Below are 17,647 nucleotides of genomic sequence, written 5' to 3'. Positions count from 1 at the left end.
CCTACGGCTACAGGCGCATACACGCGCAGGCCAACGCCGACGCGGAGGACGGCGCGGCGATCGGCGAGTGGACCGTGCGCAGCATCATGGAGGAGGAGAACCTGGTCGCGAGGGCCGCCAAGAAGAAGCGCCGGTACAGCTCCTACGGGGGCGAGATCTCGGAGGCGCCGCCCAACCTCTTGCGCGACGACCGGGGCAAGCATCACTTCCGCGCGAACAAGCCGAACGAGCTCTGGATAACCGACGTGACCGAGTTCCGCATCCCCGCCGGCAAGGCGTGCCCCCCGCCGATCGTGGACTGCTTCGACGGCATGCCGCTGGGCTGGTCGATTTCCACCTCGCCGGACGCCGAGATGGCGAACTCGTCGCTGCTCGGCGCGTGCGTGTGGCTCAATGAGGGCGACCATCCCAAGATCCACTCGGACCGCGGATGCCATTACCGCTGGCCTGGATGGATAAAGATCTGCAGGGAGAATGGCCTGGTCAGGTCGATGTCCAGAAAGGGCTGCAGCCCCGACAACGCGAGGTGCGAGGGCTTCTTCGGAAGATTGAAGATAGAATTCTTCCACGGCTGCGACTGGGCCGGGGTCACGATCGGGGAGTTCATGGGGATGCTCGACGCCTATCTCAGATGGTACAGGGATGTCAGGATAAAGGGCGACCTGGATTACAGGAGCCCCATGCAGTACCGCAGGGACTTGGGTCTGCTGGCGGCGTAGGATGGATTCGGTCCAGGATCACCACCGCAGTCCCCCGGTGGCGATTATCGCCCGGCGTTAACAGCTGCTTATATATATCCATAGACAGTGCATTATTACAAACAGCAATATTTCCAGAACGCCGTTAGAGTGGCTTCTTTTTCTTACGCTTACAATGCTTCGATGAATCGCCGCTGTGCGGCGCGTCCCATTTCATCCCATTTGAACACGCCGGCATCTTCGAGAACGTGACCGAATACCAGCCCAACGCCTTCGCGAATAATCTCATCAGCGCTCAACGTATCTATCTCGGGATGCGACGCCGCAATCTGTCGAGCCCATTCAGCATGAGATGCTGTGAGTTCGTCCGTATCCAGCCCTGTGAGATCACCTGCGAGAAGGTGGTCCTTTACCGCCTCGAGCTCACGCACTAGGCGTGCAGGCAGGACTGCCGGCCCCATGGCTTCGATGAGGCCGATGTTCTCGCGTTTTATGTGGTGCCACTGGGCATGTGGGTGGAAGTCGCCAAGAGGATTCTGCTCGCTCGTAACATTGCAGCGAAGGGTAAGGTAAGCTTCGTAATCTCCGCTGTTCGTGCGGCGAACAACGGGCGTCACGGTGTTGTGCGGCGTGCCGTCCGCTTCGCTTGCGCGCACGCCTACCGACTCGTCACTCCAGCATCGCCATGTATCGATCACGTGAACACACGCGTTAAGGATCTCGCCGCGATCTCCACTACGCAGACGTAGCACGCTGAGCGGCCATCGAAGCACTTCTCCTCGCACATTGGGGTATCTGAGCATTGAGAACGCTTGGTCGGACTCGGCGCGCATCATTGGAAACACGTGGTCCCCGCCCTGGTAGCGGTCGTGGGAGAGAATCGAGCCGCCCACGATAGGCAGGTCGGCGTTCGATCCGATGAAGTAATGGGGGAGAAGGTCAACGAAGTCGAGTAGGTGCTCGAGCGCATTCCTGTCGATGTGCATCGGCCGATGATGTGCGTTCATGACTATACAGTGCTCGTTGAAGTAGGCGTAGGGGGAGTATTGCAGGCCCCAACGCTCTCCGGCAAGCTCGATGGGGATGATGCGGAGGTTCTGACGTGCGGGGTGTGCCCCGCCGAAGGCCGCGACGCCGCGGCCGGGATAGCCTTCGTTTTCGATGCAGAGCTGACAAGCGGGGTACTTCTTGGCGTCTGACTTGGCTGATCCCGCTGCTGCGATCTCGCGTGGGTCCTTCTCGGGTTTGGAGAGGTTGATCGTAATCTCTAAGTTGCCCCATGTCGTGGGGGTTGTCCACTTGACGTTGCGGGCAATGGCGGCGCGGCGCACGTATCCCGCGTCACAACACATTGCGTAGAACTCGTCGGTGGCCCGGCGCGGCTCGCCCGCGGCAATGGCGGCCCTGAAGCGCGCAGCGACCTCGGAAGGCTTGGGCATGAGGGCGCCCATCACGCGCATTGCGATGCGATCGCGCCCGCTTGCGGTGTCCTCCTCGGCGCCCGTCTCCACGGCTGCGCCTCCGATGGTAAGAAGCGCCGTCTCAAGATCAAAGCCTGCAGGTGCTTTCGCCTTACCGAGCGCCCATGTCTCCTCGGGTGCGGGGCTCTTGGCGCCTGCGCAGTCGAGCACGGTGTTGTATGCCCAGATGCGATCCTCCTCGCTAATGAGCTCGCGGGCGGCGCAGTAATCGACGAGGGTCTGAATAGCCGTGCGCGGTCCAGATTCATCGGCTACAGCCATGCGGCATACGCCCCCTTGTCTGAAACCTTGTGGCGGCGTGATGAGCCGACGCCAAGCCAAGCGTCCATCTGGGCGATAAAGGCATCGACTATGTCTAGCGGGACAAAGGCTTGGATGGTGCCACCGAAGCCCCCGCCGTGGATGCGCGCGGCGCCGCGGCCGTTGAGGATGTGCTCGGCGAGTCCGAGGGCGCACATGGCGGGCTGCTCACGGCCGAGCTCTGCCGCGACGTTCTGCAGGTACATGGCTGAGCTTGCGCCGCTCGCTCGCGTGAGGTTGAGAAAGGCGTCTATATCGCCGATCTGTAGCGCCTCCCAACGGCGGTCCACGAGGTCGTTTTCAAACCAGTAGTGGACACAACGGAGCACCGCTCGGTCACCGTACTCCTGGCGTAGGTCAGCAATTCGCCGATCGAGGTCTACCTCGCACAGGCGTGTATGGCCTAGCTTGGTGGCGACGGACTGCATCTCGCTGGGGATAGCCGCATAGTCTGCCGTAGACGCGGCGTGGTCGGCGCCGGCCTTGATGAGCACAAGTGCGTGGCCGAAGTCCTCGAAGTCGAGCGCAACTTTCTGCGTTCGAGGATTAGCGGCGTTTCCGAAGTCCATGAACGCAAGGCCTCCGAGGCATACCGCGGCTTGGTCCATGAGCCCGCAAGGCTTGCCGTAGAAGTTGTTCTCGGTGCGCTGGCTCTCCTGCGCGAGCGCGATGGGGGGAGGCCGGTTCGAGGCCCCAGAACGCCTCCAACGCTCGACCAAGGGCCGCCTCGACGGCCGCGGAGCTGGAGAGGCCGCCGCCAGAGGGGATGGTGGAGGTCATTGCGAGGTCGAATCCTGTGGGCGTCCCGCCGCGAACGGCGACCTCGTACGCCATGCCTCGGACAAGGGCGGCGGTTGAGCCCCTTTCGTCGTCGCGTGAATCGAGCGAGTCCAGGTCAACCTCAATCTGCGGGTAGCCTTCGGATGCTACCCGTACGGTAGCGGTACCGTTGTTCGCCGCGATGCAGTCGACGGCGACGTCGAGCGCTGCTGCTATTACGCGCCCGCCCTCGTGATCGGTGTGATTGCCGGCGATTTCGGAACGGCCGGGCGCATGCACGGACAACAGGTTGCGGACGCCCACCGTGCCAAAGCTCTCCTCAAAGAGTCTGACGAGCTTGTCTTTGTTCATGGTATTCACCTCTTGGGCAAGAAGACGGCTACCAAAGGTGCTTTTCCAGGTGTCTCTTTTTATTAAAGTTGCGCATAAGGAAAAAGGCGGCGAAAACAATCGATGCCGCCGCCTCTTCCTTTGTGGTCTGTTTGATTTTAATTAGGTTGGCTAAGCCGTCTTGGCCTCGAGCGCCGCGATCCGCTTGTACTCATCAATCATGAACTTGGCCTGCTTCTCGAGCATCATGGTGGTCATGAGCGTATCCTGCGCGTGCACCATGATAAAGGTCACATCCATCTCGGAGCCGCCCGCTTCTTTGGAAAGGATACCGGTCTGGATGTTGTGTGCCTCGATGAGAGCATCGTAGGCGCTCTTCTGAAGCTCCTCCGCCTTGGAGAAGTTGCCCTCGCGCGCGGCGTCCAGGGCATGGAGCAGGTCGGTCATGGCATCGCCCGCGGTCGCGACAATCTCGAAGCCAATCATTGAGATTTCTTCTTTGGTGGCCATTTTGGGCCCCTTTCTGTTAGCGGCGCCTTTGCGCCTGTGTGCGCTTCGGGCTCGCGGGGTGTCCGGGCAGCCGCCCTCTGAGCTTCTTGCTGATATAACAATACTTCCCAAACAAAGAAGAACAACTACAAACATAACGAACAACTTCGAACGGTCGTAAACTGGCGGTGAACGGCAAATCGTCGTCTTTTTTAAATTCTCACGTTCGTTCCTGTTCGAAAATGTTCTAATATAACTGTAAATAACAGCGGCAAGCAATCGAGCCAGAGGAGGCGGGTGCCATGATCAAAGTGGAGCGGCATGAGCGCGTGAAGGCGCTCCTGGATGCTCATGGGACCGTCTCGGTCAAAGAGATCTCCGACGCGCTTGATGTCTCGGAGATGACGGTTCGACGCGACCTCGAGGAGCTTAGCGCTGCTGGAGACATCGAGCGCGTGCGCGGTGGCGCCCGCCGGTGTGCCTCTCCTGTTCATTCAATGCTGCGCCGCGAGTACACTCATATCGAGAAGCGAGACAAGAACGTCGCCGAGAAAGCCGAGGCGGCGCGCCTTGCTGCAGGTCACATCGAGGAGGGTTCGACGGTCTTCCTCGGCACCGGCACCACCGTTGAGCAGATGATTCCCTTTCTGCCGTCAGGTCGTCTGCGCGTGGTCACGAACTCGATCAATGTATTCAACCTGCTTGCCTCTCGCGAGAACTGCGAGCTCTTTCTCATCGGTGGGGCCTTCCGTGAGCGTACCGGCGCTTTCGTGGGCCCTCTCGCCGAGAGTGCCATCTCCCAAGTGGGCATCGATGCCGCATTCATCGGCGTCAACGGCCTGCTCGGCAATGATGTCTATACCTCGAACATGGAAGAAGGCTACTTCCAAAAGAAGGCCTTCGACCAGGCAGATTCCCGTTATATCGTTGCGGATGCGAGTAAGATCGCCGTTCGCGACTTCTATTCGTTCTATAACCTCTCGGATATCGATGCCCTGATCTGCGATGGCGGAATCACGCCCAATCAACGTACGAGCGTCGAGGAGTTCACGCGAGTGATTTGTCCCACGTGAGGCTCCGCTATTACCTTGTTCCATCCACGCTGTGCCCGGCGGCGTGTGAGGATTTGCGCGTATAGGTCACTGTCAAGCCACAACACAATCGCATCTTTTGCGTGACAAGAGCTGATCGTAGGCATCGCTATAACGACATCTGTCAACGGTGTCTAGGAACCGTCTTGTCGAACTTCCAAGGAGGAAGCATGAGAGTCGTTATTGGTTCCGACGCGGAGGGCATGTCCCTCAAGAACATCGTCAAGGAAGCCCTCGTTGAGGACGGCCACGAGGTCGTCGATCTCTCCGTCGAGCCCGCCGCCGATTTCGTAGATTCCGCGCTCGCCGTGGCGGCGGACGTCCAAGCCAACGACGGGACGCTCGGGTTCTGCTTCGACGGATACGGTGTGGGCAGCTACATGGTCTGCACCCGCGTAAAGGGTATGGTCTGCGCGAACATTTCCGACGAGCGCAGCGCGTACATGACCCGCGAACACAACAACTCCCGCATTGTCTGCATGGGCCCGAACGTCGTGGGCTCTGAGGTCGCCAAGAAGATTGCCCGTGAGTTCCTCGCGGCAGACTACGCCGGCGGTCGCCACCAGGTTCGTGTCGACATGCTCAACAAGCTCGCTTAATAAGACATGAGGACAACCCCCCCCTGTCTTATACGAGAAATGATATAAGGAGATAAATTATGATCATCGCGCTTGGCTGCGACCACATCGTTACTGACGAAAAGACCTATCTGCACGACCGCCTCGAGGAGGCAGGATACGAGGTCCTCGACGTTGGAACCTACAGCCACACACGTACGCATTACCCGATTTATGGCAAGGCCGTTGGCGAGGCCGTTGCTTCCGGACGTGCTGACCTCGGTGTAGCTTTGTGCGGCACGGGCATTGGCATCACTAACGCAGTGAACAAGGTCCCCGGTGCCCGCTGTGCGCTTGTCCGTGACATGACTTCTGCGCTCTACGCCCGCCGCTGCCTCAATGCCAACGTCGTCGGGTTCGGTGGAAAGATCACCGGGGAGTTCCTCATGGCTGACATTATGCTTGCCTTCCTAAAGGAAAGCTACGAGAAGACGCCGGAGCACGATGCGCTTGTGGCGAAGATCGATGCCGTGAACAAGGCCGACGCCGCCGCTCAGGCCGACCCCCACTATCTCGATGAGTTCATCGAGAAGTGGAACCAGGGCTACTACCACGATTAGCAGCGACGTGGGGCGCCCGCTTTGTGTGGCGAGGCACCCCGCTCGAGGAGGCGCGGCATGCAGACCATAATTGAGAACAAGTACCTGAGCGTTGGCGTGACGACCGCAGGTGGGACGCTCACCTCGATAAAAAGAGACGGGCGCGAGTACCTTTGGCAGCCCAATCCCGAAATCTGGACGGGCCAGGCCCCCATTTGCTTCCCCATCTGCGGCGGTCTGCGCGAAGGCAAGGCCGTGACGGAGTCCGGAAAACAGATTGAGCTCCCTCGCCATGGGTTTGCACGTAAGATGGAGTTCGAGCCGCTTAACGCCTCTGAAGAAAAAGTCGAGCTGCGACTTTGCTCAAATTCCGAGACCCTAGCCAAGTATCCCTTCGATTTTGAGCTTGTCGCACGCTATGAACTCGAAGGGCAATCTTTACGCATTACCTATGCGGTCACAAATACAGGCCTCGAGTCGATGCCTTTCTTCATAGGCGGGCACCCGGCGTTTCGTTGTCCAATTATGCCGGGCGAGAGATACACAGATTACTCCGTGCGCTTTGAGAAGCCTGAGGGGGATGTGTGCCGAGCTGTGCCCTCGACGGGCCTGATCGACGTCGAGAGTCGCGACCCGGCGCCGCAGGACGGACTCGAACTGTGCCTTTCTCACCAGCTGTTTGATTTTGCCGAGACAATATACGATCGTCTCAAGAGTCGTGAGGTTGTACTCGAGGGATTAAGCGGTCACGGCGTTAAGGTTAAGTTCCCGGACTTTGACTACCTGGTCGTATGGAGCAAGCCGGCTGGAGACTTTGTCGCGCTTGAGCCGTGGGGCGGACTTTCGACATGCTCAGATGAGGACGATGTTTTTGAGCACAAACGCGGATGTATCGTGGCGGCTCCCGGCCAGACAGTTGAGCGCAGCTTCACGGTTCAGCCATTCTAGGCTGCATGTTCGCTATGTCTGAACAAACGTCCTGTTAAAACATTTGTTCTGATGCTTGGCGGGAAGTAAACGAAATTATCCTGTATGTCCAGATGACACATGTGTTCTGGGCATGCCATACCAAAAAAGGAGAACCAAATGCTCGTCACCACCAAGGAGATGCTGCTCGACGCCCAGGCGGGGCACTACGCCGTCGGCGCCTTCAACGTCGAGAGCCTCGAGTTCGTCATGGCCGTCATCAAGGCCGCCGAGGACAAGAAGAGCCCGGTCATCATGCAGACCACCCCGGGCACCGTCAAGTACGCCAACCTCGACTACTTCGCCGCCATGTGCAAGGTGGCCGCCGACGCCGCGAGCGTCCCCGTGGCCGTCCACCTCGACCACGGCGACGGCTTCGACCGCTGCGTCCAGGCCATGCACGCCGGCTACACCTCCGTCATGATCGACGGCTCCCACGTGCCGTTCGAGGACAACGTCGCGCTGACCGCGAGCGTGACCAAGGTCGCGGCGCCCCTGGGCATCCCCGTCGAGGCCGAGCTCGGCAAGGTCGGCGGCAAGGAGGACGACGGCCCGGCGGTCGAGGGCGAGAACCCCTACACCGACCCGGACGAGGCCGAGGAGTTCGTCGCGCGCACCGGCTGCGGCTCGCTGGCCGTCGGCGTGGGCACCGCCCACGGCGTCTACAAGGGCACCCCGCACATCGAGCAGGGCGTCCTGAAGGAGATCCGCTCCCGCCTCGAGATCCCGCTGGTGCTCCACGGCACCTCCGGCGTGCCCGACGACCAGGTCGCCGAGGCCATCCGCAACGGCATCTGCAAGGTCAACTACGCCACCGAGCTGCGCCAGGCCTTCACCAAGGGCTTCATGGGCTACATGGCCGACAACCCCGGCTGCTTCGACCCGAAGAAGCCCAGCAGGCCCGGCATGCAGGAGATCTACGACGTCGTGGCCTCCCACATGGACAACCTCGGCTCCACCGACAAGGCCTAGGTGCCCGCGATGATCCTCACCGTCACCATGAACCCGTCGATCGACACGGCCTACCCGCTCGCGGGGCCCCTCAAGGTCGACGACGTGAACCGCGTCGAGCCCATCAAGACCGCGGGCGGCAAGGGGCTCAACGTCTCGCGCGTGCTCGGGCAGCTCGGCGACGACGTGCTCGCCACCGGCCTGCTGGGTGGGCGCATGGGCGACTTCATCGCCGACCGCCTCGACGAGTGCGGGGTCGCCCACGACTTCGCGCGCATCGCCGGCGAGAGCCGCGTCTGCGTCGCGGTGCTCCACGAGGGCAACCAGACCGAGTTCCTCGAGGCGGGACCCGAGGTCTCCGGCGACGAGCTCGCCGGCTTCGGGGAGAAGTTCCGCGGCCTCGCGGGGCGCGCCGACGTCGTGACGATGTCGGGCAGCCTGCCGCGCGGCGTGGACGCCGGCTACTACGCCGAGCTCGCGGGCGTCGCCGCCGGCGCGGGGGCCAAGGTGCTCCTCGACACCTCGGGCGCCTCGCTCGACGCCGCGCTCGCGGCGAAGGCCAAGCCCTACCTCGTGAAGCCCAACCTCACCGAGCTCGGCGGCCTCCTCGGGCGCGAGTTCTCGCCCGAGCGCCTGGACGAGGTCCGGGACGCCGTCGCCTCCGACGAGCGCTTCGCCGGCGTCGAGTGGGTCGTCGTCTCGATGGGCGCCGCCGGCTCGGCGGCCTTCCACCAGGGCCGCGCCTGGCGCGTCCGCGCGCCGCGCATCGAGTGCGTGAACGCCACCGGCTCGGGCGACTCGACGATCGCGGGCTTCGCCCACGGCATCGCCGCCGGCGCCGACCCCGCCGAGGTCCTGCGCCTGGGCAACACCTGCGGCACGCTGAACGCCATGGACCCCGCCACCGGCCACCTGCCGATGGACCGCTGGGACGACGTCTACTCGGCTGTCGAGGTCGAGCAAGTCTAATGTGTCGCGGTTGCACTAGTGAATAGGAATAGGCGTCTCTCGCTGGGCGAGCTTCCGGCGAGAGACGCCTGTCATTGATAGAGCGGCGCTTTATGTTGGGCCGCCGCGATGTGTCGCAGCCGATTCATACACCTTTTCCGCACATCTTCTGGCGCGATGCCCGCGTCATCTGTTCTCGTGACGGCATTCCTCGCGGTGTGCGCGAGGGAGAAAAAAACCGGGGTTCTTGAGTCGTTTCCATGGTCCTGGATTAATGATGGCGGAGGGGCCGATGCGCGCTTACGCCGTTCGCAAACCAGACGTCAATCTCACGATTGTTTATCGCCGTCGTCGGATATGGGGCTGATCGTTTTGAAATCACTCGGCTCCGCTATTCTTGTCCCCCTAACGAAGAAGGCCCACCATCGTTTCGTCTCCGTGGTTTTGCTCCTATGATCTGGGCCGTATGCTGCCTCGCTCGATGAGCGCGCCGGGGATGAGAATGCGGTGCTTCTCATCAGAAGCGTCGAGGACCTCTTCGAAGGCCCTTGCGCCGAGTTTCTGATGGTCGAAGCGGATGGAGAGGAGAGGATTGTGTGCGGAACAGAGTCTGCGAGCGAGTCATCGAACCCGATGATGCTCACGTCGTCTGGCACTCTGCGTCCGGCATCATTCAGTGCCTGCATCGCGCCGTTCGCCATGTTATCGTTGCACGCCAGAATCGCCGTGCACTTCTGATCTTGGGCAAGAGTTGCGCCCGCCTCATACCCTGAGTCAGCGCTCCAGTCCCCGTGCAGGGGGTCCGCAGCAGCAAGTCCCGCCTCGTCGAGCGCGAGACGCCAGCCGCGCTCGCGGTTTTTGCTCGCGAGCGAGTCCGACGTTCCCGCAATAAAGCGAATATGCCGATGCCCGAGCTCGATTAGTCGTCTGCAGGCCGCTCTTGCTGCGCCTTCCTGATCGTCCGAGACTGTTGAGCAGGTCGCGTGTTCAAAAGGCGTGATAATCACAGTCCTTAGGCCGACGGGAGAGCGATATTCTGCGAAATCGTCGACCATCTGAGCCAGATTGAAGATCATGCCATCAACTGGCAGTTGGCCCATCCTGCGGGCCGCCTCGCTCAAAGGGAGCTCCTCTTTGCTCATGCGCTTGATTAGTGTAATCGCATAGCCTTGATCTGCTGCAGCAGAAGCAATGCCGTTGAGCACGCTGAGGTTCCCGCCAAAGAGGTCGAAGATAACAAGGCCTATGGACTTATAGGCGCCGAGCTTGAGCGACCGGGCGGCGTAGTTGGTGCGGAATCCGAGTCGTTCCATAGCCTCATTGACTGCATTGCGGGTCGCGGGCCGGACAGTATCGGGCTCATTGACCACGCGCGAGACGGTTTTTAACGAGACCCCGGCCTCGTGGGCGACATCCACCATCGACACTCCTCGGCGCTCATGTGGTGCCATTCAAACTCCTTCGAACAATAATGAACAAAACCGCTCACCGGTAATTCAATGCCACTCGGGTGAGTGACTCGACTTCGGCTCGATATTCCCGCAGGAAATGCCTATTATTGTCACCAAGTCGAATGACAACGTTGTCATTTACAAAAACGCACAACTATACGTTCGAATTCGATTAGTCGAGGGCCACCGGGCGGTCCGAGGCGGGCCATCCCCACCGGGCGGGGATGGCTGTTTCGTAAAGCGTTTCTTCCTGGCACAAATAAAGAACAAGAACACTGCAAAGGAGCGCCATGGACGCAATCATCAAGCTGCTCGAGAAGCAGCAGCCCCTCTTTGAGAAGATTGGTAGAAACCCCTACCTCCAGGCGATCAAGGATGGGTTCCTCGGCTGCATGCCCATCGTCCTCACCTCGTCAATTTTTCTTCTCATCGCTACCTTGCCGAGCGTCGTTGGCATAGCGCTGCCCCAACCGCTGATCGATTGGTGCAACAAGCTTTACAACTTCACTATGGGCGTTATGGGCATCATGTGCGCTGGTACTACTGCCAAGAACTTTACCGCCTCGATGAATCGCAAGATGCCGGACGGCAAGGTCCTGAACGACGGTTCCACCATGATCGCGGCCCAGTGCTCGATGCTGCTGCTCGCCGTCACGCAGTTCCCCGCCATGCTCGACGGCTCGGAGGTCAGCGTCTTTGACTGCACTTCTATGGGCACTCGCGGTTTGTATTCTGCCTTCATCGCCGCGTTCATTACCGTTGGCGTGTACAAGTTCTGCGTTAGCCGTGACCTCACCATTAAGTTGCCCAAAGAGGTCCCCGGCGCCATCGCCCAGAACTTCCGCGACATCATCCCCTTCGCTGGTTCGGTCGTTATCTGCGCGCTCATCGACGTCGCTATCCGTGCAATCGCCGGCGTGCCTTTCTCCGAGATTCTGATTAAGCTGCTTTCGCCGCTTTTCACTGCCGCCGAGACTTATCCCGGTCTGATCATCATCCAGTTCTTCACCGCGTTCTTCTGGTTCATCGGTATCCATGGCCCCTCGATTGTCCAGCCGGCCATCGACCCTATCCGCCTCGCCAACCAGGCGGAGAACCTTCAGGTGCTCATGGCCGGCGGTCACCCTGCGCACTCCCTGTGCTTCAACCTCTCCCTCGTCGGCGAGTTCGGTGGCACCGGCGCCACGTTCATCGTTCCTCTTCTGCTCATCCTCTTCATGAAGTCGAAGCAGCTCAAGGCGGTTGGTAAGGCCTCTATTGTTCCTGTCGCTTTCGCTGTCAACGAGCCGCTGCTTTTCGGCGCCCCGATGATTCTAAACCCCTATATGTTCATACCCTTTACGCTTGCAGGCTGCGTCAACGTGTGCCTTGCCAAGTTCTTCATCGACGATGTGGGCATGAACGGCTTCAGCTTTGTTGTGCCTTGGGCCACGCCTGCCCCGATCGGCATCTTCATCTCTACCGGCTTCCAGCTCATATCGCTGCTCTTTGTTGCTGCGCTTTTGATAGTCGATGCCGTCATCTACATGCCGTTCCTTAAGGCATACGATAAGATGCTCTGCGATCAGGAGGCCGAGCGTGCGGGCGAACTCGAGGCAGAGGGTGACGGTTCCGCCGCAATTTCTGCGCCCGTTGTGGCCGAAGCGTCTGTTTCCACGCCGGCTACGGATGCCGAGCCCGTTTCCGTGCCTGTCGTCACAGAGCCCGCTGGTGACGCAAAGAAGTCCGTCGACGGCTTGAAGGTTCTCGTGCTCTGCGCCGGCGCCGGTACCTCCGCGATGCTTGCCAACGCCATCAAGGAGGGAGCCGCAGCCACGGGCGAGAACATTGCCTCCGCTGCCGGTGCCTATGGCCAGCACACCGCAATCATGAACCAATACGACGTCATTGTGCTTGCTCCGCAGGTCCGTAGCTACTATGAGGATATGAAGGCTGATACCGACCGTCTGGGCATTAAGCTTCTTGCGCCTCGTGGTAAGGAATACATCAAACTCACCCGCGACCCCGAGGGTGCCATCAAATGGCTCCGTCAGAACATGGCAGAGTAGCGAAGCAGCCCTCCTTCCCTTGCCGTCGGGCGTACCTTCCCTTTGCGCCCGGCGGCACATCTCTTGCATAGAAGCGCGGGGCGATGCCTCGCGATCATGTCGAAAGGATTGAACATGAGCAGACAGTTCCCCGAGGGTTTCGTCTACGGCGGCGCTACCGCCGCCTATCAGGTCGAGGGTGAGACCCGCACTCACGGTAAGGGCAAAGTGCCTTGGGACGACTTCCTCGCCGCGCAGGGGCGTTTTTCTCCCGATCCGGCAAGCGACTTCTATAACAGGTATCCTGTCGACCTGGAGCTTTGTCAGCGCTTCGGCGTGAACGGCATCCGCGTCTCAATTGCCTGGACGCGTATCTTCCCTGCAGGGACTGGCGCGCTTAACCAGGAGGGTGTGGACTTCTACCACGCGCTCTTTGCCGAATGCGAGCGCCGCGGTGTCGTGCCCTACGTCACGCTCGATCACTTCGACACTCCCGAAGCGTTCTATGAGAACGGCGGCGAAGGTTTCCTCACCCGCTCTACCATCGATGCCTTCGTCGATTATGCGACCTTCTGCTTTGGCGAGTTCACTGAGGTTAAACACTGGTTCACCTTTAACGAGATCCCGGCAACCGCTGAGGGCAGTTTCATCGTGGGCAACTGGCCCCATGGCGAGAAGTATCGCTTGGACAAGGCGTTCCAGCTCATGCACAACATGATGGTGGCTCACGCCCGTGCCGTCGTCGCTTTCCACGACGGTGGTTATGAGGGCGAGATTGGCATCGTGCAGAACCTTGAGCCTAAGTATCCTCTCGATCCGAACTCCGCTGCCGATGCTGAGGCCGCTCGAATGGCTGACGTTATCAACAACCGCTGGGTGCTCGATGCCACGTTCCGCGGACACTACGCTCCCGATACGCTTGAGGCGGCCACGAGGCTCGCGCACATCGCGGGAGGCGAACTCGATATCCGCGATGAGGACATCGAAGCTCTGGCCGCGGCTCTGCCGTACTGCGACTGCCTCGGCGTGAACACCTACAAGTGCCAGTTCCTGCGCGCCGCCGAAGGCGAGAACGACATTCACCACAACGGCACGGGCGACAAGGGCTCAAGCCGCTGGTTCCTCAAGGGCGTTGGCGAGTCCTGTGTGCGCGAAGGCGTCCCAACGACTGACTGGGATTGGATCATCTATCCCGAGGGCCTCTACGACCTCCTCATGCGAATTAAGAACGACTACCCCAACTACAAGAAAATCTATGTGACCGAGAACGGCATGGGGTACAAGGACGACTTCGAGGACGGTTTCATCGACGATGCCCCGCGCATTGACTATCTGCGCCAGCATCTCACCTGGATTCATCGCGCCATCGAGGGCGGCGTAAACGTTGCGGGCTACTTTGTTTGGTCGCTTCAGGACCAGTTCAGCTGGACCAACGGCTACAATAAGCGCTACGGCCTGTTCTACGTTGATTTCGAGACCCAGAAGCGCTACCCGAAGGCTAGCGCGTACTGGTTCAAGAACCTCGCCGAGACCGGCAAGCTCGAGTCGTAAGACTTAGGTTTTATCGGACAATTGCGCCGCGACGGGTTTCAGCCCGTCGCGGCGCAATTTGATATGCGCGATTGTTATTCGGGAATTGCGGACGAGATGGCAATCGCCCTGAGGAATGTGTATGCGCATTCTGATGAACTCGTGTATTGCTATGGGTTCTGGATTGCTTTCACAACCAGACAGCCGCGCCGGGTCCTTTCCTAGGCATATTGTCTCCCTCTTTTCGGGAGCTAGCTTATTTGAGACTCTGCTTCGTGTGAGTTCTAAAGTTGCCGGGGGTTTGCTCTGCATTTTATTGCTTGAGATCCCTTAACTTGCTTTACTGAAGAATTATCTCTTATAACGCCGGTAACATACTGATCTGAACGATAACGTGGGGAGAAGCGCATGGCAAACGCAAAGAAGCTCGGCTGCACCTGGCCCGAGGCCCGCCTGGAGCCGCGGCGCCTGCGCGTGGCCGACGACTATCTGCAGGGCGTCCTCGACGGAAAGAACTTCCTTGTGTTCGACGGCGCCATGGGCACGCAGCTGCAGGCGCGCGGCCTTGCCGCCGGCGAACTGCCGGAGCTTCTGTGCCTTACCAACCCCGGCGAGATCTCTGAGGTTCACGCCGCCTATGTCGCCGCCGGCGCGGACGTCGTGACCACGAACACCTTCGGCGCGAACCGCGATAAGCTCGGCGACGCCGCGACGGTGGAGCAGATCTTCGACGCCGCCGTCTCGTGCGCACGCGCCTCGGGGGGCGCGCTACGTCGCCGCCGACATCGGCCCGTCGGGGCAGCTCCTCGAGCCTATGGGGACCCTTCCCTTTGACGAGGCGTACGCGCTCTTCGCCGAGCAGGCGCGGGCCGCGACCGCCGCGGGCGCCGACCTCTTTATTATCGAGACCATGGCTGACCTCGCGGAGGCCAAGGCGGCGCTTCTTGCCGTCGTCGAGAACTCGGACCTGCCTGTCTTCGTCACGATGACGTTCGCCGAGGACGGCCGCACCTTCCTCGGCACCACGCCCGAGGTCGCTGCCGTGACCTTGAGCTCGATGGGCGCCGACGACGTGGGCATCAACTGCTCGCTCGGCCCTGACGACCTCGTGCCGCTCGTCGAGCGCATGTTGCCGTGGGCCAAGTGCCCCGTCATGGTCCAGGCCAACGCCGGGCTTCCGCGCGTCGAGGACGGCCGCACCGTGTTCGACGTCCACGCTCCCGAGTACTGCCGCGCCGTCGCGCGCATGCTCGACTGTGTTTTGTCAAGCAGAAGTGAACGGTAGGGACTGCGGTGGTGATCCTGGACCGAATCCATCCTACGCCGCCAGCAGACCCAAGTCCCTGCGGTACTGCATGGGGCTCCTGTAATCCAGGTCGCCCTTTATCCTGACATCCCTGTACCATCTGAGATAGGCGTCGAGCATCCCCATGAACTCCCCGATCGTGACCCCGGCCCAGTCGCAGCCGTGGAAGAATTCTATCTTCAATCTTCCGAAGAAGCCCTCGCACCTCGCGTTGTCGGGGCTGCAGCCCTTTCTGGACATCGACCTGACCAGGCCATTCTCCCTGCAGATCTTTATCCATCCAGGCCAGCGGTAATGGCATCCGCGGTCCGAGTGGATCTTGGGATGGTCGCCCTCATTGAGCCACACGCACGCGCCGAGCAGCGACGAGTTCGCCATCTCGGCGTCCGGCGAGGTGGAAATCGACCAGCCCAGCGGCATGCCGTCGAAGCAGTCCACGATCGGCGGGGGGCACGCCTTGCCGGCGGGGATGCGGAGCTCGGTCACGTCGGCGACCCGCAGCTCGTTGGGCTTGTCGGCCCCGAAACGGTGCTTCCCCTTCTCGTCGCGCAGCAGGTTCTCGGGCGCCTCCGAGATCTCGCCCTCGCAGGAGCTGCAGCGGCGCTTCTTCCTGGCGGCCCTCGCGACCAGGTTCTCCTCCTCCATGATGCTGCGCACTGAGCCCTGTCAATATAATGGACAGCGGGATCCCAGATTTTATGCGGCTTCCATCGCCTCCGGATCGTACGCGAGGGCCCTCTCGAAGCGGTCGAAGAACTCCTGCATAGCCTCTGCCGGCACGCGGTCACCGATGGACTCGTGCGGACGGTAGCGGTTGTAGTATGACTCGATGAACTCAATCGCCCCGTGCTTCGTCGTGGATGCATCCGCCGGGCGCTCGTGGTGGTACCACTCGGTCTTGAGCGTCCCGAAGAACGACTCCGCGACCGCATTGTCGTGGCAGCTCCCTGTGCGGCCCACGGAGAGCCTCACGCCGTGCGCTGCTGCCCAGGCGGCGAGCTCTGCGCCCGCGTGCTGGCTGCCGCGGTCGCTGTGGAATATGGCCCCTCCGGCGACGTATCCGCGCGAATATGCCATATCGAGCGCCGAGACGACGAGCCCTGCCCTCATGCTGTCCCTTATGCTCCAGCCGACGACCATGCGCGTGCACAGGTCCATGACCACGGCCAGGTATATGAATCCTCCTGTGGTCCTGAGATAGGTTATGTCGCCCACGAGCTTCGTGGTCGGCACAGGGCATGAGAAGTCCCGCCTGATGAGGTCAGGACGCTCCGGAGCTTCGGGGTCGGGCACGGTGGTCCTCTTCGAGGCATTGGGGCAGATGCCGCGTATCCCCAGCTCGGACATGCATTTCCGCACGCGGTAGAGGGTCGTGCCTGCGAAGCGGCCGTACTTGGGATCCCCTGCCAGCTTGGACCAGACCTTGCGGAAGCCGAACCGCCGTCCGCTCTCCTCCCATATCTCGATGATGGCCTCCTTGAGGGGACCCCACGGATCCTCCCCGCTGCCGCCCGCCTTCAGCCACCGGTAGAATCCCGACCTGCTCACGCCCAGTACCCGCGCCATCATCGAGACGCTGCAGCTCGCCCTCTCCGCCAGCATCAGCCGGAACCTGTCCTCCGTCAGAGGCTCCTGGCGAAGAAGGCTGCTGCTTTTTTTAGGAACTCGTTCTCGCTCTCGAGCTCCCTGATGCGCTTCCTCGCCTCGTCGAGCTCCTTCTGCTCTCCGGTCCTGGCCTGGGTGACCTTTCCCGTCCTCCCGTACTTGATGACCCAGTCGTTGAGGGTCTTGTCGTTGATTCCGAGCTCCGAGGCGCACTCCCTGATGCTCTTCTTCGGATTCGCCTCCCGGGCCTTCCTGTAGTACTCGACCGCCTCGAGCCGGTACTCCTCCGTGTACTGCCGGGGGAGCCTGCTCCTGTCCCTCGATTCAGCCTTCTCGATCTCGCCTGCGCTCACCGACATCTCGCCTCTCCAATCTCCTGGTGCTGGTGGGTGGGCATCTGGGCAGAGCATATCTGCTGCCGGTTCCTGCCGTCCCGCTGTCCACCAAAAGATTACAGCTCACACGGTCCACTCGCCGATCGCCGCGCCGTCCTCCGCGTCGGCGTTGGCCTGCGCGTGTATGCGCCTGTAGCCGTAGG

Annotated in this window: 17 protein-coding genes and 2 pseudogenes; 10 read left to right on the top strand and 9 right to left on the bottom strand. The window is 61.0% G+C overall.

Going from position 1 to position 17,647, the window contains the following annotated elements; genetic code table 11:
• The coding region (locus AUL39_RS10710; RefSeq protein WP_153001631.1) for an IS3 family transposase at positions 1 to 719 on the top strand (719 nt) is incomplete at its 5' end.
• A gap of 149 nt (positions 720 to 868) precedes the next feature.
• Here the strand turns inward: AUL39_RS10710 and AUL39_RS10705 are convergent.
• The 4 genes from AUL39_RS10705 to AUL39_RS10695 all read right to left on the bottom strand — a co-directional run bounded on the left by AUL39_RS10705 (position 869) and on the right by AUL39_RS10695 (position 4,075).
• A complete protein-coding gene (locus AUL39_RS10705; protein ID WP_059056126.1) occupies positions 869 to 2,440 on the bottom strand; it encodes a UDP-glucose--hexose-1-phosphate uridylyltransferase in 1,572 nt (523 codons plus the stop codon).
• Complete coding sequence (locus AUL39_RS11585) at positions 2,431 to 3,048, bottom strand: hypothetical protein (RefSeq protein WP_328586100.1); 618 nt, start codon at positions 3,046 to 3,048, stop codon at positions 2,431 to 2,433. Before AUL39_RS11585 ends, AUL39_RS10705 begins: the two co-directional genes overlap by 10 nt.
• Positions 3,026 to 3,610, bottom strand: coding sequence for a galactokinase family protein (locus AUL39_RS11580; RefSeq protein WP_328586099.1), 585 nt, complete (start codon positions 3,608 to 3,610; stop codon positions 3,026 to 3,028). Before AUL39_RS11580 ends, AUL39_RS11585 begins: the two co-directional genes overlap by 23 nt.
• Positions 3,611 to 3,760: 150 nt before the next feature.
• Entirely contained in the window at positions 3,761 to 4,075 is a 315-nt protein-coding gene (locus AUL39_RS10695; protein ID WP_235810856.1) for a PTS lactose/cellobiose transporter subunit IIA, read from the bottom strand.
• Between the two features lie 305 nt (positions 4,076 to 4,380).
• On the opposite strand from AUL39_RS10695, the gene AUL39_RS10690 reads away from it, so the two are divergent.
• The 6 genes from AUL39_RS10690 to AUL39_RS10665 all read left to right on the top strand — a co-directional run bounded on the left by AUL39_RS10690 (position 4,381) and on the right by AUL39_RS10665 (position 9,211).
• Positions 4,381 to 5,151, top strand: coding sequence for a DeoR/GlpR family DNA-binding transcription regulator (locus AUL39_RS10690; protein ID WP_070807642.1), 771 nt, complete (start codon positions 4,381 to 4,383; stop codon positions 5,149 to 5,151).
• Positions 5,152 to 5,339: 188 nt separating this feature from the next.
• The gene (lacA, locus tag AUL39_RS10685; protein ID WP_059056121.1) at positions 5,340 to 5,768 is read left to right on the top strand and encodes a galactose-6-phosphate isomerase subunit LacA; all 429 of its coding nucleotides are present in this window, start codon (positions 5,340 to 5,342) and stop codon (positions 5,766 to 5,768) included.
• A gap of 59 nt (positions 5,769 to 5,827) precedes the next feature.
• A complete protein-coding gene (gene lacB, locus AUL39_RS10680; RefSeq protein WP_059056119.1) occupies positions 5,828 to 6,346 on the top strand; it encodes a galactose-6-phosphate isomerase subunit LacB in 519 nt (172 codons plus the stop codon).
• 57 nt (positions 6,347 to 6,403) lie between these two features.
• Entirely contained in the window at positions 6,404 to 7,273 is an 870-nt protein-coding gene (locus AUL39_RS10675) for an aldose 1-epimerase family protein (protein ID WP_059056117.1), read from the top strand.
• A gap of 138 nt (positions 7,274 to 7,411) precedes the next feature.
• Complete coding sequence (locus AUL39_RS10670; RefSeq protein WP_059056115.1) at positions 7,412 to 8,263, top strand: class II fructose-bisphosphate aldolase; 852 nt, start codon at positions 7,412 to 7,414, stop codon at positions 8,261 to 8,263.
• A 9-nt stretch (positions 8,264 to 8,272) separates the two neighbouring features.
• Positions 8,273 to 9,211 (top strand): hexose kinase, encoded by a 939-nt coding sequence (locus AUL39_RS10665; RefSeq protein WP_059056113.1) that lies wholly within the window; start codon positions 8,273 to 8,275, stop codon positions 9,209 to 9,211.
• Between the two features lie 308 nt (positions 9,212 to 9,519).
• On the opposite strand, the gene AUL39_RS10660 is transcribed toward AUL39_RS10665, so the two are convergent.
• A complete protein-coding gene (locus tag AUL39_RS10660; protein ID WP_059056111.1) occupies positions 9,520 to 10,611 on the bottom strand; it encodes a LacI family DNA-binding transcriptional regulator in 1,092 nt (363 codons plus the stop codon).
• A 320-nt stretch (positions 10,612 to 10,931) separates the two neighbouring features.
• On the opposite strand from AUL39_RS10660, the gene AUL39_RS10655 reads away from it, so the two are divergent.
• The 3 genes and pseudogenes from AUL39_RS10655 to AUL39_RS11000 all read left to right on the top strand — a co-directional run bounded on the left by AUL39_RS10655 (position 10,932) and on the right by AUL39_RS11000 (position 15,483).
• Complete coding sequence (locus tag AUL39_RS10655; protein ID WP_059056109.1) at positions 10,932 to 12,689, top strand: PTS lactose transporter subunit IIBC; 1,758 nt, start codon at positions 10,932 to 10,934, stop codon at positions 12,687 to 12,689.
• 114 nt (positions 12,690 to 12,803) lie between these two features.
• Positions 12,804 to 14,219, top strand: coding sequence for a 6-phospho-beta-galactosidase (lacG, locus tag AUL39_RS10650; RefSeq protein ID WP_059056106.1), 1,416 nt, complete (start codon positions 12,804 to 12,806; stop codon positions 14,217 to 14,219).
• A gap of 387 nt (positions 14,220 to 14,606) precedes the next feature.
• Positions 14,607 to 15,483 (top strand): annotated as a pseudogene (locus tag AUL39_RS11000) (homocysteine S-methyltransferase family protein).
• A gap of 33 nt (positions 15,484 to 15,516) precedes the next feature.
• On the opposite strand, the gene AUL39_RS10635 reads toward AUL39_RS11000, so the two are convergent.
• The 4 genes and pseudogenes from AUL39_RS10635 to AUL39_RS11510 form a co-directional block, all read right to left on the bottom strand.
• A complete protein-coding gene (locus tag AUL39_RS10635) occupies positions 15,517 to 16,161 on the bottom strand; it encodes an IS3 family transposase (RefSeq protein WP_082667398.1) in 645 nt (214 codons plus the stop codon).
• Positions 16,162 to 16,200: 39 nt separating this feature from the next.
• On the bottom strand, positions 16,201 to 16,851 hold the full coding sequence (locus AUL39_RS11520; protein ID WP_059056128.1) for an IS3 family transposase: 651 nt from the start codon (positions 16,849 to 16,851) through the stop codon (positions 16,201 to 16,203).
• Positions 16,828 to 17,166, bottom strand: a pseudogene (locus tag AUL39_RS11515) (IS3 family transposase); the annotation flags it as partial. The gene AUL39_RS11520 and the pseudogene AUL39_RS11515, both read right to left, overlap by 24 nt.
• The gene (locus AUL39_RS11510; protein WP_059056099.1) at positions 17,127 to 17,468 is read right to left on the bottom strand and encodes a transposase; all 342 of its coding nucleotides are present in this window, start codon (positions 17,466 to 17,468) and stop codon (positions 17,127 to 17,129) included. The gene AUL39_RS11510 and the pseudogene AUL39_RS11515, both read right to left, overlap by 40 nt.
• Positions 17,469 to 17,647 lie beyond the last annotated feature (179 nt).

The sequence above is a fragment of the Tractidigestivibacter scatoligenes genome (assembly GCF_001494635.1).
Taxonomy (GTDB): Bacteria; Actinomycetota; Coriobacteriia; order Coriobacteriales; family Atopobiaceae; genus Tractidigestivibacter; species Tractidigestivibacter scatoligenes.
This window is presented reverse-complemented; position numbering and strand designations above follow the sequence as displayed.

Bases quoted from the DNA above. Each gene is read 5' to 3' on its own strand.
- AUL39_RS10670 (WP_059056115.1), top strand. From the start codon at position 7,412: ATGCTCGTCACCACCAAGGAGATGCTGCTCGACGCCCAGGCGGGGCAC.
- AUL39_RS10665 (WP_059056113.1), top strand. From the start codon at position 8,273: ATGATCCTCACCGTCACCATGAACCCGTCGATCGACACGGCCTACCCG.
- AUL39_RS10690 (WP_070807642.1), top strand. From the start codon at position 4,381: ATGATCAAAGTGGAGCGGCATGAGCGCGTGAAGGCGCTCCTGGATGCT.
- AUL39_RS10660 (WP_059056111.1), bottom strand. From the start codon at position 10,611: ATGGTGGATGTCGCCCACGAGGCCGGGGTCTCGTTAAAAACCGTCTCG.
- AUL39_RS11585 (WP_328586100.1), bottom strand. From the start codon at position 3,048: ATGGACTTCGGAAACGCCGCTAATCCTCGAACGCAGAAAGTTGCGCTC.
- AUL39_RS10705 (WP_059056126.1), bottom strand. From the start codon at position 2,440: ATGGCTGTAGCCGATGAATCTGGACCGCGCACGGCTATTCAGACCCTC.
- lacG (WP_059056106.1), top strand. From the start codon at position 12,804: ATGAGCAGACAGTTCCCCGAGGGTTTCGTCTACGGCGGCGCTACCGCC.
- AUL39_RS11580 (WP_328586099.1), bottom strand. From the start codon at position 3,610: ATGAACAAAGACAAGCTCGTCAGACTCTTTGAGGAGAGCTTTGGCACG.
- AUL39_RS10655 (WP_059056109.1), top strand. From the start codon at position 10,932: ATGGACGCAATCATCAAGCTGCTCGAGAAGCAGCAGCCCCTCTTTGAG.
- lacB (WP_059056119.1), top strand. From the start codon at position 5,828: ATGATCATCGCGCTTGGCTGCGACCACATCGTTACTGACGAAAAGACC.
- AUL39_RS11520 (WP_059056128.1), bottom strand. From the start codon at position 16,851: ATGTCCGAGCTGGGGATACGCGGCATCTGCCCCAATGCCTCGAAGAGG.
- AUL39_RS10675 (WP_059056117.1), top strand. From the start codon at position 6,404: ATGCAGACCATAATTGAGAACAAGTACCTGAGCGTTGGCGTGACGACC.
- lacA (WP_059056121.1), top strand. From the start codon at position 5,340: ATGAGAGTCGTTATTGGTTCCGACGCGGAGGGCATGTCCCTCAAGAAC.
- AUL39_RS10695 (WP_235810856.1), bottom strand. From the start codon at position 4,075: ATGATTGGCTTCGAGATTGTCGCGACCGCGGGCGATGCCATGACCGAC.
- AUL39_RS11510 (WP_059056099.1), bottom strand. From the start codon at position 17,468: ATGTCGGTGAGCGCAGGCGAGATCGAGAAGGCTGAATCGAGGGACAGG.